Origin of the sequence: Clostridium sp. K13 (assembly GCF_019734195.1) — a bacterium.
Lineage (GTDB): Bacteria > Bacillota > Clostridia > Clostridiales > Clostridiaceae > Clostridium.
Genome location: NZ_JAASHM010000015.1, coordinates 1 through 24,326 on the forward strand (window position 1 = coordinate 1; position 24,326 = coordinate 24,326).

Annotated in this window: 19 protein-coding genes; 1 reads left to right on the plus strand and 18 read right to left on the minus strand. The window is 28.2% G+C overall.

The window, feature by feature from the left end; genetic code table 11:
- Positions 1 to 141: 141 nt before the first annotated feature.
- The 7 genes from HCG76_RS09895 to HCG76_RS09925 all read right to left on the minus strand — a co-directional run bounded on the left by HCG76_RS09895 (position 142) and on the right by HCG76_RS09925 (position 7,949).
- The gene (locus tag HCG76_RS09895) at positions 142 to 2,331 is read right to left on the minus strand and encodes an alpha-galactosidase (protein WP_221700173.1); all 2,190 of its coding nucleotides are present in this window, start codon (positions 2,329 to 2,331) and stop codon (positions 142 to 144) included.
- A gap of 184 nt (positions 2,332 to 2,515) precedes the next feature.
- Entirely contained in the window at positions 2,516 to 3,115 is a 600-nt protein-coding gene (locus HCG76_RS09900) for a DedA family protein (RefSeq protein ID WP_221700174.1), read from the minus strand.
- Positions 3,116 to 3,241: 126 nt separating this feature from the next.
- Complete coding sequence (locus HCG76_RS09905) at positions 3,242 to 3,787, minus strand: nitroreductase family protein (protein WP_221700175.1); 546 nt, start codon at positions 3,785 to 3,787, stop codon at positions 3,242 to 3,244.
- Between the two features lie 98 nt (positions 3,788 to 3,885).
- Entirely contained in the window at positions 3,886 to 4,902 is a 1,017-nt protein-coding gene (locus tag HCG76_RS09910) for a phosphotransferase (protein WP_221700176.1), read from the minus strand.
- Positions 4,903 to 4,914: 12 nt separating this feature from the next.
- A complete protein-coding gene (locus tag HCG76_RS09915) occupies positions 4,915 to 5,205 on the minus strand; it encodes a Dabb family protein (RefSeq protein WP_221700177.1) in 291 nt (96 codons plus the stop codon).
- Between the two features lie 272 nt (positions 5,206 to 5,477).
- Positions 5,478 to 7,628 carry a ferrous iron transport protein B gene (gene feoB / locus HCG76_RS09920; protein WP_221700178.1) on the minus strand — a complete coding sequence of 717 codons (2,151 nt, stop codon included), beginning with the start codon at positions 7,626 to 7,628 and terminating at the stop codon, positions 5,478 to 5,480.
- A 72-nt stretch (positions 7,629 to 7,700) separates the two neighbouring features.
- The gene (locus tag HCG76_RS09925; protein WP_221700179.1) at positions 7,701 to 7,949 is read right to left on the minus strand and encodes a FeoA family protein; all 249 of its coding nucleotides are present in this window, start codon (positions 7,947 to 7,949) and stop codon (positions 7,701 to 7,703) included.
- 144 nt (positions 7,950 to 8,093) lie between these two features.
- Here HCG76_RS09925 and HCG76_RS09930 point away from each other — a divergent pair, with 144 nt between their 5' ends.
- A complete protein-coding gene (locus HCG76_RS09930; protein WP_221700248.1) occupies positions 8,094 to 8,570 on the plus strand; it encodes a metal-dependent transcriptional regulator in 477 nt (158 codons plus the stop codon).
- 56 nt (positions 8,571 to 8,626) lie between these two features.
- Here the strand turns inward: HCG76_RS09930 and larE are convergent, their stop codons facing one another.
- The 11 genes from larE to HCG76_RS09985 all read right to left on the minus strand — a co-directional run bounded on the left by larE (position 8,627) and on the right by HCG76_RS09985 (position 24,229).
- Positions 8,627 to 9,424 carry an ATP-dependent sacrificial sulfur transferase LarE gene (larE, locus tag HCG76_RS09935; protein ID WP_221700180.1) on the minus strand — a complete coding sequence of 266 codons (798 nt, stop codon included), beginning with the start codon at positions 9,422 to 9,424 and terminating at the stop codon, positions 8,627 to 8,629.
- A 129-nt stretch (positions 9,425 to 9,553) separates the two neighbouring features.
- Positions 9,554 to 9,727: a hypothetical protein gene (locus HCG76_RS09940; RefSeq protein ID WP_195987192.1), complete on the minus strand. Its 174-nt coding sequence runs from the start codon at positions 9,725 to 9,727 to the stop codon at positions 9,554 to 9,556.
- Positions 9,728 to 9,832: 105 nt separating this feature from the next.
- Positions 9,833 to 10,489 carry a response regulator gene (locus tag HCG76_RS09945; protein WP_260458089.1) on the minus strand — a complete coding sequence of 219 codons (657 nt, stop codon included), beginning with the start codon at positions 10,487 to 10,489 and terminating at the stop codon, positions 9,833 to 9,835.
- The gene (locus HCG76_RS09950) at positions 10,486 to 12,045 is read right to left on the minus strand and encodes an ATP-binding protein (RefSeq protein ID WP_260458090.1); all 1,560 of its coding nucleotides are present in this window, start codon (positions 12,043 to 12,045) and stop codon (positions 10,486 to 10,488) included. Before HCG76_RS09950 ends, HCG76_RS09945 begins: the two co-directional genes overlap by 4 nt.
- A 98-nt stretch (positions 12,046 to 12,143) precedes the next feature.
- Positions 12,144 to 13,142 carry a 2-hydroxyacid dehydrogenase gene (locus tag HCG76_RS09955; RefSeq protein WP_221700182.1) on the minus strand — a complete coding sequence of 333 codons (999 nt, stop codon included), beginning with the start codon at positions 13,140 to 13,142 and terminating at the stop codon, positions 12,144 to 12,146.
- A 118-nt stretch (positions 13,143 to 13,260) separates the two neighbouring features.
- Positions 13,261 to 14,322 carry an AEC family transporter gene (locus HCG76_RS09960; protein ID WP_221700183.1) on the minus strand — a complete coding sequence of 354 codons (1,062 nt, stop codon included), beginning with the start codon at positions 14,320 to 14,322 and terminating at the stop codon, positions 13,261 to 13,263.
- A 258-nt stretch (positions 14,323 to 14,580) separates the two neighbouring features.
- The gene (locus HCG76_RS09965; protein ID WP_221700184.1) at positions 14,581 to 15,279 is read right to left on the minus strand and encodes a hypothetical protein; all 699 of its coding nucleotides are present in this window, start codon (positions 15,277 to 15,279) and stop codon (positions 14,581 to 14,583) included.
- Positions 15,280 to 15,390: 111 nt separating this feature from the next.
- Positions 15,391 to 15,711, minus strand: coding sequence for a DUF5661 family protein (locus HCG76_RS09970; protein WP_221700185.1), 321 nt, complete (start codon positions 15,709 to 15,711; stop codon positions 15,391 to 15,393).
- A 99-nt stretch (positions 15,712 to 15,810) separates the two neighbouring features.
- Complete coding sequence (locus HCG76_RS09975) at positions 15,811 to 19,734, minus strand: starch-binding protein (RefSeq protein WP_221700186.1); 3,924 nt, start codon at positions 19,732 to 19,734, stop codon at positions 15,811 to 15,813.
- Between the two features lie 37 nt (positions 19,735 to 19,771).
- Positions 19,772 to 21,136, minus strand: coding sequence for a hypothetical protein (locus HCG76_RS09980; protein WP_221700187.1), 1,365 nt, complete (start codon positions 21,134 to 21,136; stop codon positions 19,772 to 19,774).
- A gap of 18 nt (positions 21,137 to 21,154) precedes the next feature.
- Positions 21,155 to 24,229 carry an alpha-amylase family glycosyl hydrolase gene (locus HCG76_RS09985; protein ID WP_221700188.1) on the minus strand — a complete coding sequence of 1,025 codons (3,075 nt, stop codon included), beginning with the start codon at positions 24,227 to 24,229 and terminating at the stop codon, positions 21,155 to 21,157.
- Positions 24,230 to 24,326 lie beyond the last annotated feature (97 nt).

Here is a 24,326-nt window from a genome sequence, read left to right on the forward strand (position 1 = left end):
CTTGAATATAGGAGTCATACCTTAGCATCATAATTTTTTATTATTTACCCTGTCTACTTGACGGGGGGCAGTTCATATGGTACTATGTTGCTTTTTAAAATTTTATTTCACTAATAAAAATAATAGCTTTACTTAATCATTTTAGTCAATTTTTCTTAAAGTCCAACTTTTAGCTTGATAATCTCCTGTAAGTTCTCCTATTTCAAGTCCTATATACATAAGCTCATCTCCACCAAATACCTCTCCTGTTTCAATAACTTCATATAAAGCTTCCTCATTTAATGCTTTTACCTTCAATCTTCCTGGTATTACATTAGGTTCAGCATACTTTTTAACATAACTAACTACTGCCTTTTTCCCATCCTTAGATAAATTCATCCATGCTACTTCATTGCTGTTAAAAGCACTCTTTAATCTATATAAATCTCCAAATTGTACAGTACTTCTAATATTTTTATATAATTCAACTTGTGACTTCACTTCTTCCTTTTCTTCATCTGTCATCTTAGTTATATCTAGTTCATATCCAAAGCTACCTGCCATAGCAACTACCCCTCTTGTATTTAGTGGAGTCATTCTATGAACTTGGTGATTTGGCACTGCTGAAACGTGACTTCCCATTGCACTTGTTGGATATACCAATGAAGTTCCTTCTTGAATTTTTAATCTTTCAATTGCATCAGTGTCATCACTTGTCCAAGTTTGAGGCATATAATATAACATTCCACCATCAAATCTTCCACCGCCTCCAGAGCAGCTTTCAAATAAAATATTAGGGAAATTAGAAGTTAGATTTTCTAATATCTTATATAAACCTAACATATATCTATGAGCAACTTCCTTTTGCTTTTTAGCTGGCCATGCTGGTGAACCTATTTCAGTCATATTTCTATTCATATCCCATTTTACATATGATATAGGTGCTGATTTTAATACATCTGTAAGCATCTTAATTACAGCATCACAAACCTCATCTCTAGATAAATCTAATATAAGCTGCTTTCTTGCTTCTGACCTTAATCTTCCATCAATATGAATACACCAATCAGGATGTTCTTCATATAGTTTACTCTTTGGTGATATCATTTCTGGTTCAAACCATAAACCAAACTGCATTCCCATTTCATTAATATCAGTTGCTAATGCATTTAATCCACCTTGTAGCTTTTCTTCATTTACAAACCAATCCCCAAGAGAAGAATCATCATTATTTCTTTCTCCAAACCAACCATCATCTAATACAAATAATTCAATTCCAAGCTCACTAGACTCTTTAGCTATATCTTTAATTTTCTCATTATTAAAATCAAAATATGTTGCTTCCCAGTTATTTATAAGAATAGGTCTTTCTTTATCTCTATGAGTTCCTCTACATAATCTTTCTCTATATAAATCATGATATATATGAGACATTCCTGTTAATCCGTTAGGTGAATATACCATAACAGCTTCTGGAGTTTGGAATTCTTCTCCTGATTCTAAATTCCAAGTAAAATCAAATGGATTTATACCAATTTGAGTTCTTGCATTACTATGCATATCAACTTCTACATTTGCTAAAAAGTTTCCACTATAAACTAAGTTAAATCCATAAACTTCTCCATTATCCTCATTTGCATCTTTACTTACTAATGCTATAAATGGATTTTGAGCATGGCTACTTGCTCCTCTTCTACTTTCAACACATTGTCCACCATTTCTTAATGGAGTTCTTATTATATGTCTTTCTCTTGCCCAAGAACCTGATAATTGAATTAAATCAAAATCACTATTTTTAAAATCAACGTTTGCACTTAAAGCTCTTAATACATCAACGTCTTTTTTACTATCATTTATAATTCTACAGCTTCTTGTTATTGCATCATAATTTTCAAAAACAGTATATGATAATACTACTCTTATTCCTGCTAATTCATCTTTTAAAGTTATTTCTAAAGTTTCAGCTTCATCTTCCTTTTCAACATAAGTTGCCGGTAATCCTTGAAGTCCTTTTTTACCTTTATATATTTCATGACTATAATATCTAAAATCTGTTACCGTTGTTCCATTTTCCAACTTTATTTGAATAGCAGGTGATCTTAAATCAGGGTTCCCGTAACTTGGATACTCCTGTGAAATTACCTCTAAATGTAGTGCATCAATATTATCTAAGTCTGCTAAAAAACTTCCACAAGGTCTTTTCTTTACTATATAATCTATTTTATTTGACTTAATTTTTCTTCCCCAATATAAATTAATTAAATGACCAGTTTCTAAAACTCTCATTACATAACTTGTTCTATTTGATTTTATATGAAATAACATATTTTCTTTGTTAAATATTATCTCCATACTATCCTCCCAATGAATATACTTTTAATTTTAAATAACGTTTTCACAGTATACATTTATTATACCTTATCCAATTTTAAAAACTATGACTATTTGTTATTAATACATGTCTAAATGTTGCATAATAAAAAAAACAAACAATATTAAACTATGTATAATACAAGTTTAATGTTGTTTGTTTTAATTATATATTTAAAAAACATCTAACTATTTTTTTTAATAAATATATAATACCTATAGCAATTATTAATATTAAAAATCCTAAAATTAAATATCTTCCTATATACTTACCAACACTATTCCAATTAGCACCTAAACTTTTACCTAAAACTATAAATATAGTTATCCAAATAAAAGCTCCTAAATATGCATTAATAGCAAATTTTTTATATGATAAATTTGTAATACCTGCAGTATAACCTGTAATATGTCTAATACCCGGTATAAAGTATGTAACTATTAAAAATTTATTTCCATATTTATCAAACCATTTATCAACTTTTTCTAACTTTTCTGGTCCTAAATGAATATATTGTCCATATTTATTAAAAAATTTAACTCCTACCTTTTTTCCAATTAAATAAGATAAAGTCACTCCAGATATTACTCCTAAACTTGATACAATAATACATAAAGTTAAATTTAATTTTCCTTGAAAAACAACAAACCCACAATAACTCATTAAAATTTCTCCTGGCAGTGGCAGTGCTAATAATTCAAAAAATAATGATATAAAAAGGATTATATATCCATACTTATCTAATAATAATGTTATACTTCCCATATTCTACTCCTTAATTATTCTATTATTTCTCAATTCCCTTTTATACTCTCACTATTTTTAATAAATTATACAAAAAAAATGACAAGCTTATACTTGTCATCTTTCCTAAGAAATCTTAAATTGATCTTATCTTATAATTAAACTTCTTCCTTGAATTCTTTTCGGTACTACACTTTCCTTCTCTATATATCCAATCGATGCACATCCTATAACTTCAAATCCTGATGGTATATGACATCTATAAAGTATTTTTCTTACTTCATAAGAATTACAAGTATCACCTAATTGATTTATCCAGCATGACCCCAAACCTAAGGATGTTGCTGCTAAAAATATATTTTCAAGACCGGCTGAACCATCAGTATAAAAATATTTGTAATCTTTCTTAGCAGTTACTATTATAAGAGTTGGTGCATTGTAATAAAAATTATAATTTTCATTAAATCCTCTTTCATCTTCTCTTTGTCTAAACACACTTTTTACTGCTTCATTTAATTCTTGTAATACCTCTCTATTTTGAATAGCTGTATAATAACAACCTTGACTATTCATACCACTTGGTCCAGATAAAGCACACTCTAAAATTTCATTTAATTCTTCATTAGATACTTGCTTTTCCTTATAAGCCCTACAACTTCTTCTAGATTTAATATTATTTATAACCTCATTCATTCAAAACCCCTCCTATTCTAACTTTTATTTTATACTAAATTTATATATCTATATAACTTAGTATTATTCATAATTTATTTAATTAATAATAGTTTTCTTTACATAAATAATCTTATTATTTCTCCTTCATTTTTATATACCCAATCACAAAGTTTTACTGCTTTTATTATTTGCTCTTTAAGTATATCACTAGCAGAAATAAAACTATTACTAATACCATCATTATATCTAACAAGAAAATGTACAATTACATCTAATCTTCTAAGCATTATTAGATATGGAAGTATTTTTATTTCATCAATTGTAAGATTTATATATTCCTTATATCCTATAATAAAACTATTCATATTTTTAAATTTAAATTCATCATTATAATCGTTCGCAATAGCTTCAGATAAACATATAGCTAAATCCATTGCCCTTAAATCTTTAGCAACAAACTCAAAATCTAAAACAGCAGATATATTATTATTTTCATCCTCTAATACATTAGATGCATTAATATCTCCATGAATAAGCTGATGTGGTAAGTTTCTTAATATTGGAATAACATTCTGAAACCCTTCAAAATATTTTTTTAACTCTATAAGCTCTTTTTCTTCATTTTTAAATTCCTCTGGAGGATTAATGCAAAATTCTATAACTTTATTCAATGGACATTTCGGGTATGATTTTTCTAATTCATAACATGATGCGTATATTGGTTCTATTTCTATATCAATTTTAGCTAATTCATTTGTTATTTCTCCTACTACCTTACCCAAACTATAAAACTGATTAATACTTTCTAACTTTGGATTTTTTCCATTAATCATATCAGATATAGAAATTAACTTTCCATCACTACTTGCCCCTATAGTTTTTCCATTTAAATTAACCTTAGGCTCTGGAATATTAAAAGATAAATTTCTCTTCTTCAAAGCTTTTAAAATACAATGCTCATAATTAACTTTTTCTATTTCATTATGGCTTTCATATATTCTTAAAATATACTCTTTCTTATCTACTACTAAAAATTTAGTGGTATTATTCATACCACTAGATCCTTCTTTAATATAATAATTTTTACTATTAAAATATTGTTTTACTATATTATCGACATACAACTGCTCCACTAATGCACCCCTCTATATTTCGTAATCCATACACATTCTATTACAAGTTACACTTCTTACAAATGTTGCAACTTTAACGTGCTCTTCATGAACTTGATAATTATTTAATGCTTCAACATTTTCAAAAGTGCTATTTAACATTATATCTGCATTACTTCCTGCTACTGGTTTAGTTATAACTTCTATTTCAACTATTCCTGGTATTTTATTTTTTAATCCTTCAAGACCATTTTTTATTTGTAATTTATCTTCTTCACTACCTTTACCCTCTTGAAAATTCCATAAAATTATATGTTTAATCATTTTTTCCTCTCCTTTTTAAATAATTTATATCTTAATTATAACAATAGTAAATCCAATAGGGTACTAAAATAATATTTCATTATTTAAAATTATATATTATAAGTAGAGTATATGATGACTTTTATTCCAAGAATGTTAGCCTTAATCAAGCCAGAAAATATTAAACAAGTAAAAAGTATTATGATGAATCACAAAGCTTAAGTAGTAAAACAATATTATATAAAAGAACTAGGACTATGCACATCCTAGTTCTTTCATATTAAATTTAATTTTTATGCCAAACCTAAAAGCCTTATAACACTAGTGAAAATAAAACAAATTACTATTCCCATTACTGTTGGAACTAAAAATGATACTGCTGTCCATTTCCAACTCTGTGTTTCCTTTTTTATTGTTAAACATGTTGTACTACAAGGCCAATGCATAAGTGAAAATAGCATTACACATACTGCAGTAAGCCATGTCCATCCATTTGCTACAAGTAAATTTCTTAACTCTATAAAACTTTCTAACTCTAACATACTTCCTGTTGCCATATAACTCATAATTATTATTGGAACTACAATCTCATTAGCTGGAAAACCTAGTATAAATGCCATTAATATATATCCATCTAATCCTATTGCTTGAGCAAATGGATTTAAGAAGTTAGCACAATGAGTTAATAAACTCAAATCTCCTACAGTTACATTAGCCATAATCCAAATAACTATACCTGCTGGAGCTGCAACACTTATAGCTCTTCCAAGAACAAATAATGTTCTATCAAAAATAGATCTAACTATCACTTTTCCTATTTGTGGTTTTCTATAAGGTGGTAACTCTAAGGTAAATGATGATGGAACACCTTTAAGAATAGTTTTTGAAAGAACTTTTGATATAAATAGAGTCATTAAAACGCCTAAAATAATTACTCCTACTAACAAAGCTGTTGATAATACAGCTTTAAAAGGACCTATAAACATCCCTGCAAAAAACATTGTTATTATTGCTATTAAAGTAGGAAACCTACCATTACAAGGTACAAAGTTATTTGTAATAATTGCTATTAATCTTTCCCTTGGTGAGTCTATTATCCTACATCCAATTATACCAGCTGCATTACATCCGAATCCCATACACATAGTAAGAGCTTGCTTTCCACATGCACATGATTTTTTAAAGAAATTATCTAGATTGAATGCTATTCTTGGCAAATATCCTAAATCCTCAAGTAACGTAAATAACGGGAAGAATATTGCCATTGGAGGTAACATAACAGCTACTACCCAGGCTAAGGTTTTATACATACCTTGAACCAAAATACCTTCAACCCACCATGGTGCTCCAATCCAAATAAAGAATTCCGTTAATCTATCTTGTATCCAAAATAACCCATCAGATAAAAGTTGTGAAGGATAATTTGCTCCAGTTATTGTTAACCAAAAAACAATACCTAAAAGCAATATCATTATTGGTATCCCAAATCTCTTTGATGTTAATATTTTATCTATCTTTCTGTCAGTAGAATTATACTCTTCTTTTCTAAATGAAGTTACACTTTTACTTATCTTCTCTGATTTCTTAACTATAACTGAAACTATTTCATCTCTAAGGGTTTCATGATTTATTCCATTAGTATTTAAGTATTTTTTTCCCTCTTCAATAACTTGAATTACCTCTTTATTATTAGTTATATCAAATCCTAAATATTTATTTATAGAGTTTAATAATGAAGTATCATTTTCTAATAATTTTAATGCAAGCCATCTTGAATTTATTTTATCTTTAAGTATTTTAGTAATAGTAGGTTCTATTATTTTAATAGCATTTTCAATTTTTTCGTCATATTTAATTTTAATTGGATTCGGCATAGTTTTATTAAAAGTAACGTTATATACTGAATCCATTAATTCATTTAAACCTTCTCCTAAACTAGCACTAGTTCCAACGGTTGGTACACCTAATAATAATGATAATTTTATTAAATCAACTGTAATTCCCTTTCTTTTAGCTTCATCCATAAGATTAACACAAACAATAACCTTATTAGTTATTTCTATAGTTTGAAGTACTAAATTTAAATTTCTCTCTAAACAAGTAGCATCTACAACAATTACAGTTGCATCAGGATTTCCAAAGCATATGAAATCTCTTGCAACTTCTTCCTCCTCAGAATTCGCCATTAGTGAATAGGTACCTGGAATATCAACTAATATAAAATCCTTATTATTATGCTGATATTTACCTGTAGCATTGCTTACTGTTTTTCCTGGCCAGTTTCCTGTATGCTGTTTTAATCCTGTTAAATTATTAAACACAGTACTTTTACCAACATTAGGATTTCCCCCAAGTGCAATTATTTTTTCATCTTCAGAGTCTTTCATTATTTTTAAACTTTCATCCATTGCATGAGTTCCTGTTGATTGCTTTGTTAAACCCATATTTATTCCTCCAATAAAAATTTATTAAAATAGTAATTTAATTTACTTTTTATAAATATCCATAAAATAAAGCTATATTTTTTCAACTAAAATTTGTGACGCATCTTCTGATCTTAATGCAATTACAGCACCACGTATAAAGTAAGCTATTGGATCACCTGAAGGACTTTGCTCAAGTGCCATTACTTCAGTACCTGCTATTAACCCAAGATCTAAAAGTCTTCTTCTTATAGGTCCATGAGCAATAAGTGAATTAACCTTACATTTATCTCCTAACAGTAAGTTACTTAATGGCATAATATCATTTAATTGTTTTTCCATTTTAACAATCCCCTTTTTGTTTTTTTGTTTTTTTGTTTTTTAATTCTAGTGAAAAAATCTTTCCCTAGTCTAACATATGCGCATAAATATTAATTAGACACGATTTTTGTAAAAATTTGTATTATTATTGTTGAGGTGATTTTTATAAACAAAGATTTTCATACAGTTAAAGGCTATGAAATGATAAATGCCGCTAATAAATTACTAACCCCTTCTATGGAGGATTACTTAGAAATGATTTATAGATGTAGTTTAGAAAATACATACATAAGATTAAATCAAGTTGCACAAATGTTAAATGTTAGAGATTCTTCCGCATCTAAAATGATGCAAAAACTTGGAAACTTATCATTAATAAAATATCAAAAATATGGATTAATATCATTAACTGATAAAGGTCTTGAAATTGGTGCTTTCTTATATAAAAGACATAATATAATTGAAAAATTTTTAAAGAACTTAAGTCAAAAAAATGATGTACTAATAGAAACTGAATTAATAGAACATGTAATTAAGGCGGATACTGTTGAAGACTTAAGAATTTTTAATGAGTTTTTAAAAAAAAATCCTAATGTTTTAAAACAATATTTAGAATTTAAGAATAAAATAAAAAACTCCTAAATTTTATTTATTAATCAAAAAAATAGATGCCCAAACCTCTTGGCATCTATTTTTTACTATAATTTTAAAACCTCATTCATGCTACCACTTCTGAACCCTTCTAAATCTAAAGCTATATAATTAAATCCTATTTTTTTAAAACTACCTATAATTTCATCTGAAATAGCTATTATTTTATTAATATCCTTTTTTAGAACTTCTATTTTAGCAAGATTATCATAATATCTTACTCTAAATTGTTTAAAACCCTTATTTAATAAGATCTCTTCCGCTAATTCAACTTTTTCTAATTTATCTCTACTAATAGCTGTACCATATGGTATTCTTGATGCTAAACATGCCATTGATGGCTTATTCCAAACACTTAAATTTATTTCTTTGCATATTTTTCTTATTTCATTTTTACTAAGGTTAGCTTCTTTTAATGGACTAACTATTCCTAACTCTTTTAATGCTTTCATACCTGGCCTATAATCTGAATCATCATCAATATTGCTTCCATCTGCAACTATATCAAAACCTTCATTTTTAGCTTTTTCTTTTATTTTTGTGAATATTTCTTTCTTACAAAAATAACATCGTTCCTTATCATTAGCAACAAATTCTGGAATACTATACTCATCCGCATCTATTAAAATATGTTTTACCCCTATTTCTTTACAAAATTCTACGCTTTCTTTAATTTCTCTTTTGGGATTCATAGATGAAACTATCGTAATTGCAAGTATATTTTTATCTAAAGCTTCTTTCGCTGCCTTTAGCAAAAAAGTACTATCAACACCACCCGAAAATGCTATACATATTTTTTTCTTTTCTTTTAAAATTTTAATTAACATCTCATAATTATTATCCATATTTTAATTATTCTCCTTATTTATACCACATATTATATATATTTAATTTTACATATATAATTATGATTAATATATAAATTCCTATAAAAAAAGATTTTTGTAATATATACAAAAATCTTTTTCAAACTTTTATTTTCTATTTAAACTTAATTTATAAACAATGCTATTCTCATAAAAAAAGGTAAACCACAAATAATTTATAAATAATAAAAACCATAAGTAATTATGTGTAACAACTCCTTTAAGCCCTACTAATGATAATAGTCCTAAAAATCCAATATATTTATATTTGTTATATTCCATAAATATGCCCCCTTAAATATCATTATTCTTTACCGAAATTATACCATAATATTTATTTACAAATCCACATGATTTTATAATAATTTACTTTTTATAACAGAATACTTATATTCTGGTCTTCCAATATTTCCAAATGATATTTCCGAACTTACTTTCCCATTCTTTTCTAAATAATCCATATACTTTTTTTATAGTTACATTACTTATTTTCATTTCATATGCAATTTCTCTAAGTGTCCATATTTTTTTTGAATTTTCATTTAAAAATTCTATTACTTTATCTAATGTTTTTTTATTTAATCCTTTTGGAAGTTTTAACCCTACTTCTTCAGATTTATTTATAATTAAAGTATCTATATCACTTTGAGTTAATACTTTATCATTATTTAATAATTTTCTTTTTATTTTATACTTATTTATAGCTTCTTTAAATCTTTCAAATTCAAAAGGTTTAACTAAATAATCTATACTTCCATATGCAAAAGCCTTTTTTATTTCCTCTATATTATTTGCTGCAGTAATCATTATTACATCATTGAAAAAACTCTTACTTCTAAGTGACTGTAATATCTCAATCCCACTTTTTTCTGGTAAAAACACATCTAGAAGTATTATATTTATATCTTCTTTTTCTAATATATTAATAATATCCTTTTCATACATTACAGGCCCTAAAACTTCAATATCACCAATTTGTTCTAAATAACTTTTATTTATTAATGCAACCATTGGATCATCTTCAACAATTAATACCTTCATCATTTTTCTTCCCCTTTTAAAATTGTAATAACAAATATTTTTTCACCATCAAACTCTTCTATATCAATATTTTCATTATATAATTCAACTCTATTTTTTACTAAATATAGTCCTGTCCCTCTACCTTTACCCTTTGAAGATATTCCTTCTTTAAAAATTCTATTTCTCAAGTTTAAATCAATATCTATCCCATTATCTCGCACTTGCATTTCTATAACCGATTCATCCTCATATAGTGATATTTCAACCCTTTTATTATTATCTCCTTTTAATGAACAAGCCTCAAATGCATTTTCAATTAAATTACCTAATATTGTTACTATATCATTTGAATCAATTATTCCATGATCCTCTTCTAAAAAAGATTCATCTGTTAAATTTAATTCTAGCTTTCTCTCTCTAGCTACTAACTCTCTACTAATTAGCAGACCACGAACATATTTATCCTTTATATTATAAAACTTTTTTGTACTATTTTCTTGAACTTTTTGTAATCTGAGTATATAATTCTTGGCTTCTTCATAAGCCTTTATTTGAAGTAATCCTAAAATAACATGAAGACTATTTTTAAATTCATGAACGTTTGCTCTTAAATTTTTAACAACTTCATCTACCCCAGTTATTTCTTTAGCAATTTTATTAATAGGATGTTTATCAATTAATGTTATTATAGTTCTAAGGCAATTATCATCTAAATAAATATGCTTCATAGTAACAAAAATTTTCTTATCTAAAATAATAAATTCCTTCATTTCAAACTCTTCTTTTTTATCTATATAGTAATCTAATTTTTCTAAAATATATTTAACATCAAAGTTTTCAAATAATCTATAACAATTTTTATTTAGCTCAATAACCTTCTTATATTTATTTAAAGAAATAATACCATCCTTAACGCTATTAAGTATTATATTTTTTTCCCTATACAGTGCTGCTATTTCAAAGGGTTCCATATTTAATATTGATTTCTTAACCTTATTAGATAATATTTTAGCCCCTATCATCGAAATAAACATTGAGAAAATAAACAATAATAAATATTTAACTTTAGCTTGCAAGTTAATTACTGTAATATCATTATAATATTTTCCCACCATAACAAAACCAACTTGCTTACCCTCAAAAAATATTGGTTCGAACCATCTTAATGTAATTCCCATAGAACCTTCCATAACAGAATAATAGCTGTCTGCATTCCTTATAACTCTTTTATTATCCTCATTGACATATATTTTACCTATCTGACTTTCATCTAAATGTGAATACTTTTCTCCCGTCATATCTCCAACTACAATAATGTCAATATTGTTAATGTTTTCTATATATCCCTTAGTATATTCTTGAACACTACCATCATTTGTTTTTGTATTAAGTTTTTCTTTAATTAACTCACTATTACTTATACTATATCCAACTTCTCTTAATGAATTTTTTATATTTTCATTTATATCAGTTAATTTTGATGAAATAAAAATTAAATAAGATAAAAGTAATGGCACAAATGTAATAATTATAGCTAAAAAAAGTATTTTATTTTTAAAACTCATTTTTTTCTTCATTAATATCACCATTTTAGTTTTATACTTATAAATATTTTTAATACATAAAAAGGGGTGTAAAAAAACACCCCTTTTTTCTACTCATATATATTACTATATTATGCTATACTATTTTTACACTCTTCTCCATTTAAGAAATCTCTTAAATTTTCATAAGAATATTCTATCATATTTGTTAAAGCTTCATCTGTATATGATCCTATGTGAGGAGTTACTAACACTCTTGGATAAAGATCAATAAGCTTTTCATGTGATTTATTTTCTAATTTTTGTCCATTTAAATTCTTAAAGAATGTTGCAGATTCACCTTCTAATACGTCTGTTCCGAATCCGCCTAACTTTCCGCCTTCAATTCCTCTTATTATAGCATCTATATCTTGTACTTCACCTCTAGCAGTATTTATTAATATAGCACCATCTTTCATTTTTGATATAAATTCATCATTAATCATATGATAATTTACCCCTTTAATAAATGGCATATGAACTGAAATAACATCTGCTTGTGCTAATACTTCATCTAATTCCATAAATTCAACTACTTCTTTAGCCGCATCACTTTGGAATACATCATATGCTATAACTCTTGCTCCTAATCCTTTGAATAACTTTGCTGTAGTTAATCCTATTTTACCAGCTCCTAAAACTGCAACTGTACAATTTCTTATTTCCTTACTAAACATAAATGGATCTACAACAAAATTCTTTTCTCTTGTTCTATTTACAGTATAAGCTGTATGTCTAAGTAACATCATTGCTAAAGATACTGCTAATTCAGCTATTGCATTTGGTGAATATCCTGGAACTCTAGCACACTTTAATTCTAAGTCTTTAACTGCTTCTAAATCTACATGGTCAAATCCAACTGTTCTTGTTAAAAGGTATTGTAATCCATTAGCTTTTAATAATTCTAAATTTTGTCTATCCGCTTTACAGTTACCTCTTACCATAACAGCTTCAGCTCCAATTGCCTCTTTAACATTTTCATGGTTTAAACCTAAAGTAACTAATTTAATATCATATCCAAATTTTTTATTTATTTCTTCAAAGTATTTAACTTCAGTTTCTCTAACACCATAACAAACTAATTTTATCATACTAACTCTCTCCTTTGTTATTAACTTCCAATCTTCTTTTTTTAGAACAATGGCCACTCTATATTTTATAGAATGGCTTGTCCTTATTGTTTTCTTATTATTTAATATAAAATTTTATTTATGCAAATAATCCTATATTTCTTATAATTTCTAATATAACTATTAATACTGGCATGGCTGCTACTGCTACTACTGTTGATAATAATGAACAATTTGATGTAAATAAAGATTCTCTATCATAACTAATTGCATATGCTGCTGCAACTGTTGCTGTTGGTGCTGCCATCATTATTACTGTTGTTGCCATTCCCTCAAATGAAACTGGTAATATTCCTAACTTACTAACTGCTAATAATAAAGCAAAGTTTATAGCTGGAACACATAATACTTTTATTAAACTATACCCCCAAGCATCTTTTTGAGATACTGCTTTTTTGAATGGAACTTCAGCTAAAGTAGCTCCGATTGAAATCCATGCAAGTGGTGATGCTAAATTACTTAAATAAGTAAGAGGTTTGTAAAGCCATGGTAAAGTTTGATCTATTCTTAAAAATGCATAATTTGAAACTTCTCCATTAACATTAACTGCAACTTGTGGAAGCATATCTTGGCATAACCAAATAAATAATCCAAAGAATGTAGCTAAAATAATTGGATTTAAGAATATCTCTTTTAGGTTCTTTTTAAAGTTTTCTTTATCCATCTTTGTTCCAGACATCTTTATAAATGCATATGAATATAAGAAAACTCTATAAGCAATATTAAATATATTTGAGTACATAGTACCTACTGCCCCATATACTGCTGAAACTATTGGTGTTCCGAAAAATGTAGTTGAACCAAATATAGTAAGTACTCTGTATACGTCTTGCTTGTCCCCTTTAACTTTTGCATACATTATTTTTGTTATTGGAATTAATACAATATAAATTGCAAATCCCCAAACTAAGATACTCATACCTTGTTTTAACTGTTCTCCATTTATATCTTTCATAAATGATGTAAACGCTAATGCTGGTAAAGAAATTGTAAGAACTAATTTAGTTAACATCTTAGATGTATTTGAATTTAATATTTCTCTTTTTCTTAAATAAAACCCTAAAAGAATTATTGCTACTGATGAAAATATTGCTCCTAAAATAGCATTGTCTGTTAAAGTATTTTTTATAATTTCTAACATATCATTTCTCCTCTTGTATATTTTTTAACATTCATATAAATGTTTTTCTCTTAAGCACAAATTTATTGTACAAGCCTCGACATTTTTCTACAATTTGTTTAAATTTATAAATAATTATTTAAGTTATTTAAGTTATATTTTTAACAAATTATTTTTTCTTATAAATTATCAAAAGCTCCATTAAATCAATGGCAATCACTGATTTAATGGAGCTTTTGATAATAAAACATACCTATATATTATTTTTATTTACTTAATTTATTTACTTATTGATATAAAATATAAACTTTTATCGTCAATTATTTCACTTACTAGATTATTAATTAACAATTTTGAATCATTACTTATATATTCCCTTATTGGATCTTCTAAATAAGTTAATTCTAGCAAACTAATCTCTTCCCTAGAATATAAATAAAACTTATATTCCTTATCATATTGTATCTCTCCAAACTGTTTTAATAATTCTATTGTTATTTCACCTATACTATTTCTTTTCTCAAATATTACATTAACACTATTTTTATTTAACTTTATATACTTTAAAATATCTTTATTTTCAACTATAAACATTAATAAATTTAAGTTTATTCTTTCCCCCATAATTAACTGATTTATTTTTATTACATTATTTGCTTTTTCAAACTCATCTTTTCTTACTTCATCTTGTATATTATTTCGTCCAATTGCAATTATACAGTTTGCTTCTCCTTTTAAGTCATTTATTTTATCTATATTTTTATCATTAATATCATTTACTAATATAATTATAATATCTGATTTAAACATTATTTTTTTATAATCTTTATAATCTATATAAATACTTTCTAATATATTTTTACCTATTTTATAAACTTGTCTTTCAGAGCTTTCATTATTGCTATTTATATTTATAACTAAACTATTTTCACTTTCAAACTTAATACTTTTATCTAAGCAAACTATCTTTATTTTCATATATTACTACCTCTTAATTATATCTACGTTAATTATATCACAAAGCAATAGTAATTTTTTATAATTACAAATAAGACTAGTACAAAATTTTTTTTATAAATTAGTGCATCTTTATAATTTTGTTTTCCAATAATCATTTGCTTCTGTTTCAAGCTTTTTAATCCTTGTATAATAGTCTGGAAACTCTAATAGATGTGCATAAGCAATTTTACCTGTTAAAATAGGATCATTATTTGTTATATTGGATTTTAGAAATTTAGTTCCATGTTCTAATTCAACATTAATTCCCATGGTAAATTCATTCAAATCAAACTTTTCCTTTGTAAAATCAATTCCTATTTTTCTTGCAATATCTTTTGCCTCTTCTGATGTAAAAGATATTTTTTGGATATCACCTCTTAATTTAATTAAATACCATTGAGTATGCTTCATTTATACCTCACCTTTAAAATAATCAATACTTTATACTATGATAATAATAAATTTAAGACTACTGTGAATTTATTCACAGTAGCCCTAATCTATACTTTATTATTCTATTACAGTAACTTCTATTGATTTTGATGCATAATCTCCATCTTCATCAATAACATCTACCCAAATTACATACTTATCTGCAATTTCTGGTTTCCAAGCTGTAATATTAGAATCTTTAAAATCATGTAGTGTTGTCCATGTATTCTCAAAGTCATGAACAGCAACCCTATATTGAAGGTTAGAACCACCAATTGCTGTAGTTATAATATTTACACTATCTCCAACCCTTATAGTAGTTTTATCCACAGATACATCTGTAATCTCCACAGCTTTTTTACTTACTGTTACTTTCTTAGATGTACACTTTATATTACCAGCAGAATCCATAACATCTACATAAACATAATATTCTCCACTTTCTTCTGGAATCCATTTTATTGAAGCTTCGCTTGAATGATCTTTTATTAAAGTATATTCTACTCCTTTCTTATAATAGAATTTATAAGTTAAGCTTCCTATTCCACCCTTTGCATCTGCTGAAATTGAAATTTCTTCACCTGCACTTACTTCTGTTTTATCTAAGTTAAGAGAATTTAAAACTATATCTATATACTTTGGATCTATCTTAAATTCAAAAGAATCTTCTTTTGTATTACCTTTTGAATCCTTTACTGTTACTATTACTTTATAAGTTCCAGCTGTTAATGGTGTCCATTCAGCATTACTATCATTTGAGTAATCTCTTATAAGCTTCTCTGTGTTAGTTACAGTATTTTTACAAGTAAATTTATATTGTAATGTTCCATTTCCGCCAGTTGCTTTTACTGATAAACCTATAGTAGTTTCTTCAACTTGTGGTGATAATTTATCTGCTGCAAATGAAGTTATTTGTATAGGTCTAACTATATCTGTTAAAGTCCAATTTCCATTTTCATAAGTTCCAATTTTATTTTCTGGTAAATTAAATCCTGGTTGTTGTGCCCCTGGTACTTGAGCATTTCCATTATTAAATATTACTTGTGTATTTTCTCCCCAACCTTCTGGTAATGTATAACTATATATTCCATTACCTTCATTAGTCATTGCTACTCCTGGCCATTTTGTAATTTCTTTAGTTGGAGATACACTTTCATCATATACATATATATTTGCACTTGACCATCCACTTGGTAACTTAATCTTTGCAATTGATGTAGTTACAACAGGTGCTTCTACCCTTTTATAACTATAAGTTACTGTTATAGTTTTACCCTCTGAATTTTTACCTGTTAATGTTAACTTAACTGTCTCTCCTACAGCTACATCTTCACCTAAAGTAATTACTTTTCCATTAGTATAAGTTTTTGCACTTTCTCCATTAATTGAATAAGTTGCTTCTATTGTATTTTTTGCATTTAAAGTTACATTTAATGAATTACTGAATTCTGTTCCATCTGCTATTGAACTTGAAACCTCTGGAGCTGGAATTTCATTATCTATCCAAGAACCATCTTTATAAATCTTATTACTATTTGTTGGTAATACAAAACCTGGTTGTTGTGCTGCTGGTATTTGAGCACTTCCATTATTAAATATTACTTGTGTTTTATCTCCCCATCCTTCTGGTAATGTATAACTATATATTCCATTACCTTCATTAGTCATTGCTACTCCTGGCCATTTTGCTATTTCCTTTGTTGGAGCTACACTTTCATCATATACATATATATTTGCACTTGACCATCCACTTGGTAACTTAATCTTTGCAATTGATGTAGTTACAACAGGTGCTTCTACCCTTTTATAACTATAAGTTACTGTTATAGTTTTACCCTCTGAATTTTTACCTGTTAATGTTAACTTAACTGTCTCTCCTACAGCTACATCTTCACCTAAAGTAATTACTTTTCCATTAGTATAAGTTTTTGCACTTTCTCCATTAATTGAATAAGTTGCTTCTATTGTATTTTTTGCATTTAAAGTTACATTTAATGAATTACTGAATTCTGTTCCATCTGCTATTGAACTTGAAACCTCTGGAGCTGGAATTTCATTATCTATCCAAGAACCATCTTTATAAATCTTATTACTATTTGTTGGTAATACAAAACCTGGTTGTTGTGCTGCTGGTATTTGATTACTTCCATTATTAAATATTACTTGTGTTTTATCTCCCCAACCCTCTGGTAATGTATAACTATACACCCCATTACCTTCATTGGTCATTGCCACTCCTGGCCATTTTTCTATTACCTTAGTTGGAGTTACACTTTCATCATATACATAAATATTTGCACTTGACCAACCACTTGGTAATTTAATCTTTGCAGTTGCATTTTCAATTATATCAACCTTTTCATATTTATATTCTTTAGAAACATTTGTTCCATCTTCACCTATTCCAGTTAAAGCTAAAGTAATTATATCACCTACTTTTGCATCTGCACCTAATGTTATAGTTTCACCATTAGTATAAGTTACTTCATTTCCTCCATTTACAGAGTAAGTTGAGCTTTTAGTATTTATTGCACCTAATGTTATATTTAATGAATTTTTAAACTTAGTTCCTGATGCTACAGAACTGCTAACTTCAGGAGTCTTTATTACTGGCCTAGCATAAATTGTTGCTATTGTACGACTTCCAATATTACCAGTTAACTTACCATTTGAAACTACAAATTTATTTCCACTTACTGAATCTGTATATTCACCATTTGGCAACTTAGTTTCACAGTTAACGCTAGTTGAACCTGAAACATTTACTATCATTACGCCACTTTGTCCTCTTTCAGTAATAAATAAATCATTACCTTGAGTTCTGATATATTCACCTTCTCCAGCCATTGCATTTCTAAAGTTATTAGCAGCAACTACTATAGGATCTTTCCACATATCATCTCCAGCTGCACCCATGTTACCTGCTAAATATCCACCTGATGTTCTATTAAAGAATAATGGAGTTGAATCTGCACGACCTGCAATTATAGCCCATCCTAATTTAATTTGCTCATTAGTTAAAGCAACTGTTTCCTTATGATCATTTGCATAAGTATCATGTGATTCTACCCATGTTACTAAATTAGATGCTGCTCCACTTACAGTATAACTTTTAGCACTATTTGCATTAGCAATGCTATTATATCCTACTGCACTTCTTACAGAGCCACCATACCAGTCACATGTAGTTCTCATATAATTATGGTATGCATTAATTCTATCTGCCCCACCTTGTAATACTTCTCCATATATAAATAAGTTTTCCTTGTTATTTAATGATCCTAAAACTCTTGTCCAGAAATCACTTCCACCATCATCATCAGGTAATTCAATATGCTTAGCTGCATCAAATCTAAATCCATCTGCACCACAAGCAATTGCATCATTTAAGAAGTTTATAACCATATCTTGTAATTTCCAACTTGAAGTATTTAAATCTGGAAGACCTATTCCTAAGTGAGTTACTTGCCATCTATTATTCCAATCACTAACTCCCTTATGTTCGTGCCAAAGGCTTTCATCATCCTTTATAGCAGAATCAACATTAGTAGCTGGATAATAAGAGTCATTTCCTCCACCTCTATTACCAGTATGATTTGCAACAACATCAACTATTATATCAATACCATACTTATCTGCTTCTTCACACATGCTCTTAAATTGCTCTCTATTTCCTAATTGAGCATTACCAATTTTAAAATTAGTTGGTTGATATAATATCCACCATTTTGAATTTGCCATTAAATCTTCTTTATTTCCTTGAATCGGAGATGTTTGAACTGCTGTATAACCAGCCTCCTTTATTTCAGGCAACTTTGATTTTATTGTATCAAATGACCAGTTCCAAGCATGTAAAATTGAACCGTCATCAATTGTATTAACTGCCCCTTTTGTAAGTGAAGTTGCGTTAACTGTTATTAATCCAGTAATATTATTAAACACTAAGCTTAAAGCAAATACTAATGCAATTAAAAAGCTAGTAATCTTATTTTTATTTCTCATTATTTTCCCTCCACATTATCTTTCTACAGTAAATTAATTAATTTACTGTATAGTCTATATATTTTGATGTTTTATTATTAGAAGAATCTTTAACATCAACCCATATTTTATATTTTCCTTTTTTAGTTGGTATCCATGTTGTTGTATCACTGGCTGAAAAATCACTTATGTTTTTCCATCCATCCTTTATTTCATGAACAGAGAATGAATATATAATATCTTTTCCTCCAGTAGTATCTGCAGTTATCTTAACTTCAGTTCCAATATTCCCAATTTCTTTATCAGTTTTTATACTTTTTATCTCTAGTTTCTGATTTTCAATAATCTCTTTTTTACCTATACGAGCTAATGCTGTAGTAATAACATCATAATCTTCCTTTTCCGCAGAAGTTGATGAATCAGGTCCGTACTCTTCTGTCGCAACATCTAACATTGATTTATCATGTGGTAAAGATCCTATACCTGATTGTCCAAATGTTGATATATGCATAACTCCGATACCATTATTCTCAATATAATTTTTATCAATACCTAATGATTCTAATGGAATTGTCATAGAGTACATTGTATCTTGTTTTGTATCATGACCTTCATTCAACATATTAACCCAGTTAGATGAGTTACTATATAAATCTTCTGGTTTATATCCTGCCCATCCATTATCCTTAATTCCCGTAATTGTATTTCCTAAAAATCCATCTTGATATTTAAAGGATACTCCGGCATCTTTAAATCCAACAGCAGTATCATAGCTAAAATAAGAATCATCATCTACTTTAAATATAGCTGGCTCCCCTACCCCTGGTTTACTTGAAAAATACATTAATGTATCTACATTTGTTTCATAATTGACTCTAACTCCCCAAACGTTATCATCATAGCTTACTACTCCAGTTTTAGGATCAGTTTTCTTTATAGCTCCATCACCACTTTTATTTGGATCTATACTAAATGCTAATATTTGTGGTATATCTCCATTGTACGGTTTTCCATTGTCACTAATTGGATAGTTTTGTGCTGGATCTACAACATCTGTAACATTTACAAATTGCCACATTAGATATAAATTATCATTATCCCATGCCCCATATAATGCATATGTGTCATATACAGGTCCTTCATGAGATCCTCTAAATATACGTGGATCATCATTTGCTACTCCCTGAGCAATTATCATTTCTTCAGTCCAATCACTAAAACTATTAATTGTTTTATATTGTCCTACTCCCGTAGCATTTGTTGAGTACTTTTCCTCATTAATATTTCTTAAATTTAACCTTGTTATAAATTCATTTAAAGTTTTATTTTCTTGTGCAAAAGTAGTAATTGGTCCACTAATTGCACTAGCTCCAATAACTGTAGCAACTGCTATTGCTGAATATCTTTTATAAATAGATTTCATGTTTACCTCCTACTTAAGCTAATTAGTAACTTTTATTGTTATATATTTGGACTCTTTATTTCCATCTTCATCTTTAACATCAACCCAAATGTTATAGCTTCCAGCTTTATCTGGTGTCCATTTTACTGTATCTTCAGAAGAATATTTTAATGTTAAGTTATTCCATCCATCTTTTATTTCATGAGTTGAAACTTTATATTGAAGATTTCCTACTCCTGTAGCTTTAGCACTTATTTCAACTGTCTCTCCAACCTTTACACTTTCTTTATTTGTAGTAATATCATTAATAACAAGCTTTCCTTTTTCAATTTCAAATTTAATTGTCTTTTCACTTGTTTTTTCATTAGAATCTTTAACAGTAACTTTTATTGTGTAAATTCCTATTTCCGTTGGATTCCAAGTAATACTACTATTATTAGAAAAATTACTTATTACATTAGTAACGTTATCTTTTTCAATTTCAAACTTGTATTTAAGATTTCCTGTACCATTTGCTTCTGCTGAAACTTTAATACTTTCATTTACAAGTTGTGGTGACTTTTTATCAGTAGTAATGCTACTTATAGTTGGACCTGTTGGATTTTGACTATACCATTTACCTTGGTAATACCACATTTCATCTGTAACATCGAATCCTGTTTGCCCTTGTCCTGGATTTTGACTTCCACCAGCATTACTAAATATTACTTTTGCTTCTTCCCAAAGAGGCTTAGTATAGCTATACCATCCTTCACTATCCTTTTCTAATTTCACTCCTGGCCATGGTGCTACTTCCTCTGTTACACCATCAACTTCTCTGTATATATATGCATATGGATTTGCCCAGTTATTTGGATTATCGTAATTCACTTTAACCTTTATCTTACTAGGATCAACTTTAGTATAAGTATAAGTTGCCTCTGATGCTCCATCTAAATTCTGTGCAGAAACCGTTACCACAGTTGATTCATCAAAATCTACATTTTCACCAATAGTAATTACTTGACCATTAGTATAAGTCCCTTGTTCTACCCCATCAATACTATATCTTCCTACTTCTGAATTACTTACATAAAGCTTTAAATCTAAAGTATCTGTATAATATTTCTTTGATTGTTCACTAATACTAACATCTGGTGACTTATCACCTTTTTCTATTAAGATTACCCCATTTGTATCTGCAGTAAATGTTGCCTTACCATTTTTAACTGTAGCTATAGCTCCTGTATAAGCATCTTTTACTTTACTTCCATTACTAAATACTTTTGAAACATCTACATCTACTGTGCCAGATGCTCCAACAACACAAACTACTCTATCACTATGTCCATCTTTGTTATAAACTCTACCAAATGTATATGGAGAATTTGAAATATCTATGTTTTCACCAGCTCCTACTGCTAAGTGATTATTTCTGAATTGTCCAAGCTTTTGCCAATGAGATAATGTTTTTGAAGCTTGACTATTTGAACTTGTTAAATCACTCCAGTTCATAGATGTACGGAACATTTGATCTTTATATTCTCCTTTTGTAAAGAAATCTGTCCACCCTACTGGTCTTGCTGTTTCATCACCATAGAAAATTTGTACTGCTCCTGGTGCTAATAGTAAGGATGTTCCTCCTTCTATTAAGTTATCTCTGTTATATAAAGAATCATCATGGGATGAAATATAACTTAAAACATTGAAATCATCATCTTTATTTACTTTTGATAATTCATTGTATTTTGCTTTTAAATTTGAAACTGATGCTCCCTTAAATGTGAAATTTATAATAGAACTAAATCCTCCTGATGTGAAGAATGCTGATTTTCCAACTCCATGTCCCCAGGATTCTGCTGTTGTCCAGAAGTCTGTATCTTGGTCTAATACTTTATCTGGATTTTTTGATTTGTATTCTTCGAATGCTATGTCTGCCTCTTCGTTTAGAGCTGCCCAAGATTCCATATCTACCTGATTTGCTGTATCACATCTAAATCCATCGATACCAAAATCTCTAATATAATCTGTTAACCACTTTATTACGTAATTTCTTGGAGTTCTAGGTAAATTTCTATTAGCAAAGAATTCATCTAATTCTTTCATTTCTTGCTCATCTCTACCTTCTCTTTTCCACTTAGTTTCTAAAATTGCTGGTAATCCAACCTCTTGTGTACTTTCAGTTTTTATATCAGGTAATCCACAAAGCGAATCTTGATATCCAGCACCTTCATTAACCTTTGGATATCCTGCATATCCTGCTGAAACTCTTACAAAATCTGGTCCCCACCAATTAGTTTCCCATGTTGGATCTTTTTTATCATACCAAGTTTGTGACTCTACTGTTCCGCCACTTAAGTCTTTTAAATCCCCATAATAATAATCTTCCCAACCATCAATCATTCCACCGAAATTAAACTCATCAGCATCCTTCATAGTTGTGTAACCAACATGATTTAAAACTATATCCATAACAACTCTAATTCCTTGTGAGTGAGCTGTATCAACAAAGTTCTTAAAATCTTGTTCATTTCCCATATTTTCATCGATATTAGTATAATCTAAAGCCCAATATCCATGATAAGAATAGTATGGAAAACCTTCTCCATTGTTCTCTCCATTTCCGCCTGCTGCATTTCCTGAAGTATAACCATGGATTTGTTCATATGGAGCTGTTAACCATATTGCATTAACACCTAAATCAGTAAAATATCCTTCATTTAATTTTTGTGTTAACCCTTTTAAATCCCCTCCATGAAATGCCCCTGGATTATTATCATATCCGGCTTGCTCATTTCCATTTTGATCTAAGCCTCTTCCATATGAATGGTCATTACTTGTATCACCATTTTGAAAACGATCTGTTAGAACAAAATAAACTGTAGCATTATCCCATGAAAACTTTCTTTCCTCTTGAGTAGTTAAATCTTTTTCTGGACTGCTTGTTGTAGAATATGTTACTTGACCATTTTCATCCATATCTACTTTTAAAACGTTTCCATTTTCTTGGAAACGTTTTAGGTAAGTAGTATTAAAACTACTTGTCCTCATTGTAGCACCTGTTAAAGAAGTACTTGCCATAATAGTAAAAACTAATGCTCCAACTACTATTCGATTAATTTTTTTTGACTTCAATCTTCTCCCTCCCTATTTTTTAATGAATAACTATATATTAGCTACATATTTAAAATATAGCTCACTTAATTTTTCTTTACAAGAATATAATTGTTTT

What these genes read in the sequence shown, in the direction of transcription:
- HCG76_RS09895 (WP_221700173.1), bottom strand. Translation starts at nt 2,331, where the DNA reads ATGGAGATAATATTTAACAAAGAAAATATGTTATTTCATATAAAATCA.
- HCG76_RS09900 (WP_221700174.1), bottom strand. Translation starts at nt 3,115, where the DNA reads ATGGGAAGTATAACATTATTATTAGATAAGTATGGATATATAATCCTT.
- HCG76_RS09905 (WP_221700175.1), bottom strand. Translation starts at nt 3,787, where the DNA reads ATGAATGAGGTTATAAATAATATTAAATCTAGAAGAAGTTGTAGGGCT.
- HCG76_RS09915 (WP_221700177.1), bottom strand. Translation starts at nt 5,205, where the DNA reads ATGATTAAACATATAATTTTATGGAATTTTCAAGAGGGTAAAGGTAGT.
- feoB (WP_221700178.1), bottom strand. Translation starts at nt 7,628, where the DNA reads ATGGGTTTAACAAAGCAATCAACAGGAACTCATGCAATGGATGAAAGT.
- HCG76_RS09925 (WP_221700179.1), bottom strand. Translation starts at nt 7,949, where the DNA reads ATGGAAAAACAATTAAATGATATTATGCCATTAAGTAACTTACTGTTA.
- larE (WP_221700180.1), bottom strand. Translation starts at nt 9,424, where the DNA reads ATGGATAATAATTATGAGATGTTAATTAAAATTTTAAAAGAAAAGAAA.
- HCG76_RS09940 (WP_195987192.1), bottom strand. Translation starts at nt 9,727, where the DNA reads ATGGAATATAACAAATATAAATATATTGGATTTTTAGGACTATTATCA.
- HCG76_RS09945 (WP_260458089.1), bottom strand. Translation starts at nt 10,489, where the DNA reads ATGATGAAGGTATTAATTGTTGAAGATGATCCAATGGTTGCATTAATA.
- HCG76_RS09950 (WP_260458090.1), bottom strand. Translation starts at nt 12,045, where the DNA reads ATGAAGAAAAAAATGAGTTTTAAAAATAAAATACTTTTTTTAGCTATA.
- HCG76_RS09955 (WP_221700182.1), bottom strand. Translation starts at nt 13,142, where the DNA reads ATGATAAAATTAGTTTGTTATGGTGTTAGAGAAACTGAAGTTAAATAC.
- HCG76_RS09960 (WP_221700183.1), bottom strand. Translation starts at nt 14,322, where the DNA reads ATGTTAGAAATTATAAAAAATACTTTAACAGACAATGCTATTTTAGGA.
- HCG76_RS09965 (WP_221700184.1), bottom strand. Translation starts at nt 15,279, where the DNA reads ATGAAAATAAAGATAGTTTGCTTAGATAAAAGTATTAAGTTTGAAAGT.
- HCG76_RS09970 (WP_221700185.1), bottom strand. Translation starts at nt 15,711, where the DNA reads ATGAAGCATACTCAATGGTATTTAATTAAATTAAGAGGTGATATCCAA.
- HCG76_RS09975 (WP_221700186.1), bottom strand. Translation starts at nt 19,734, where the DNA reads ATGAGAAATAAAAATAAGATTACTAGCTTTTTAATTGCATTAGTATTT.
- HCG76_RS09980 (WP_221700187.1), bottom strand. Translation starts at nt 21,136, where the DNA reads ATGAAATCTATTTATAAAAGATATTCAGCAATAGCAGTTGCTACAGTT.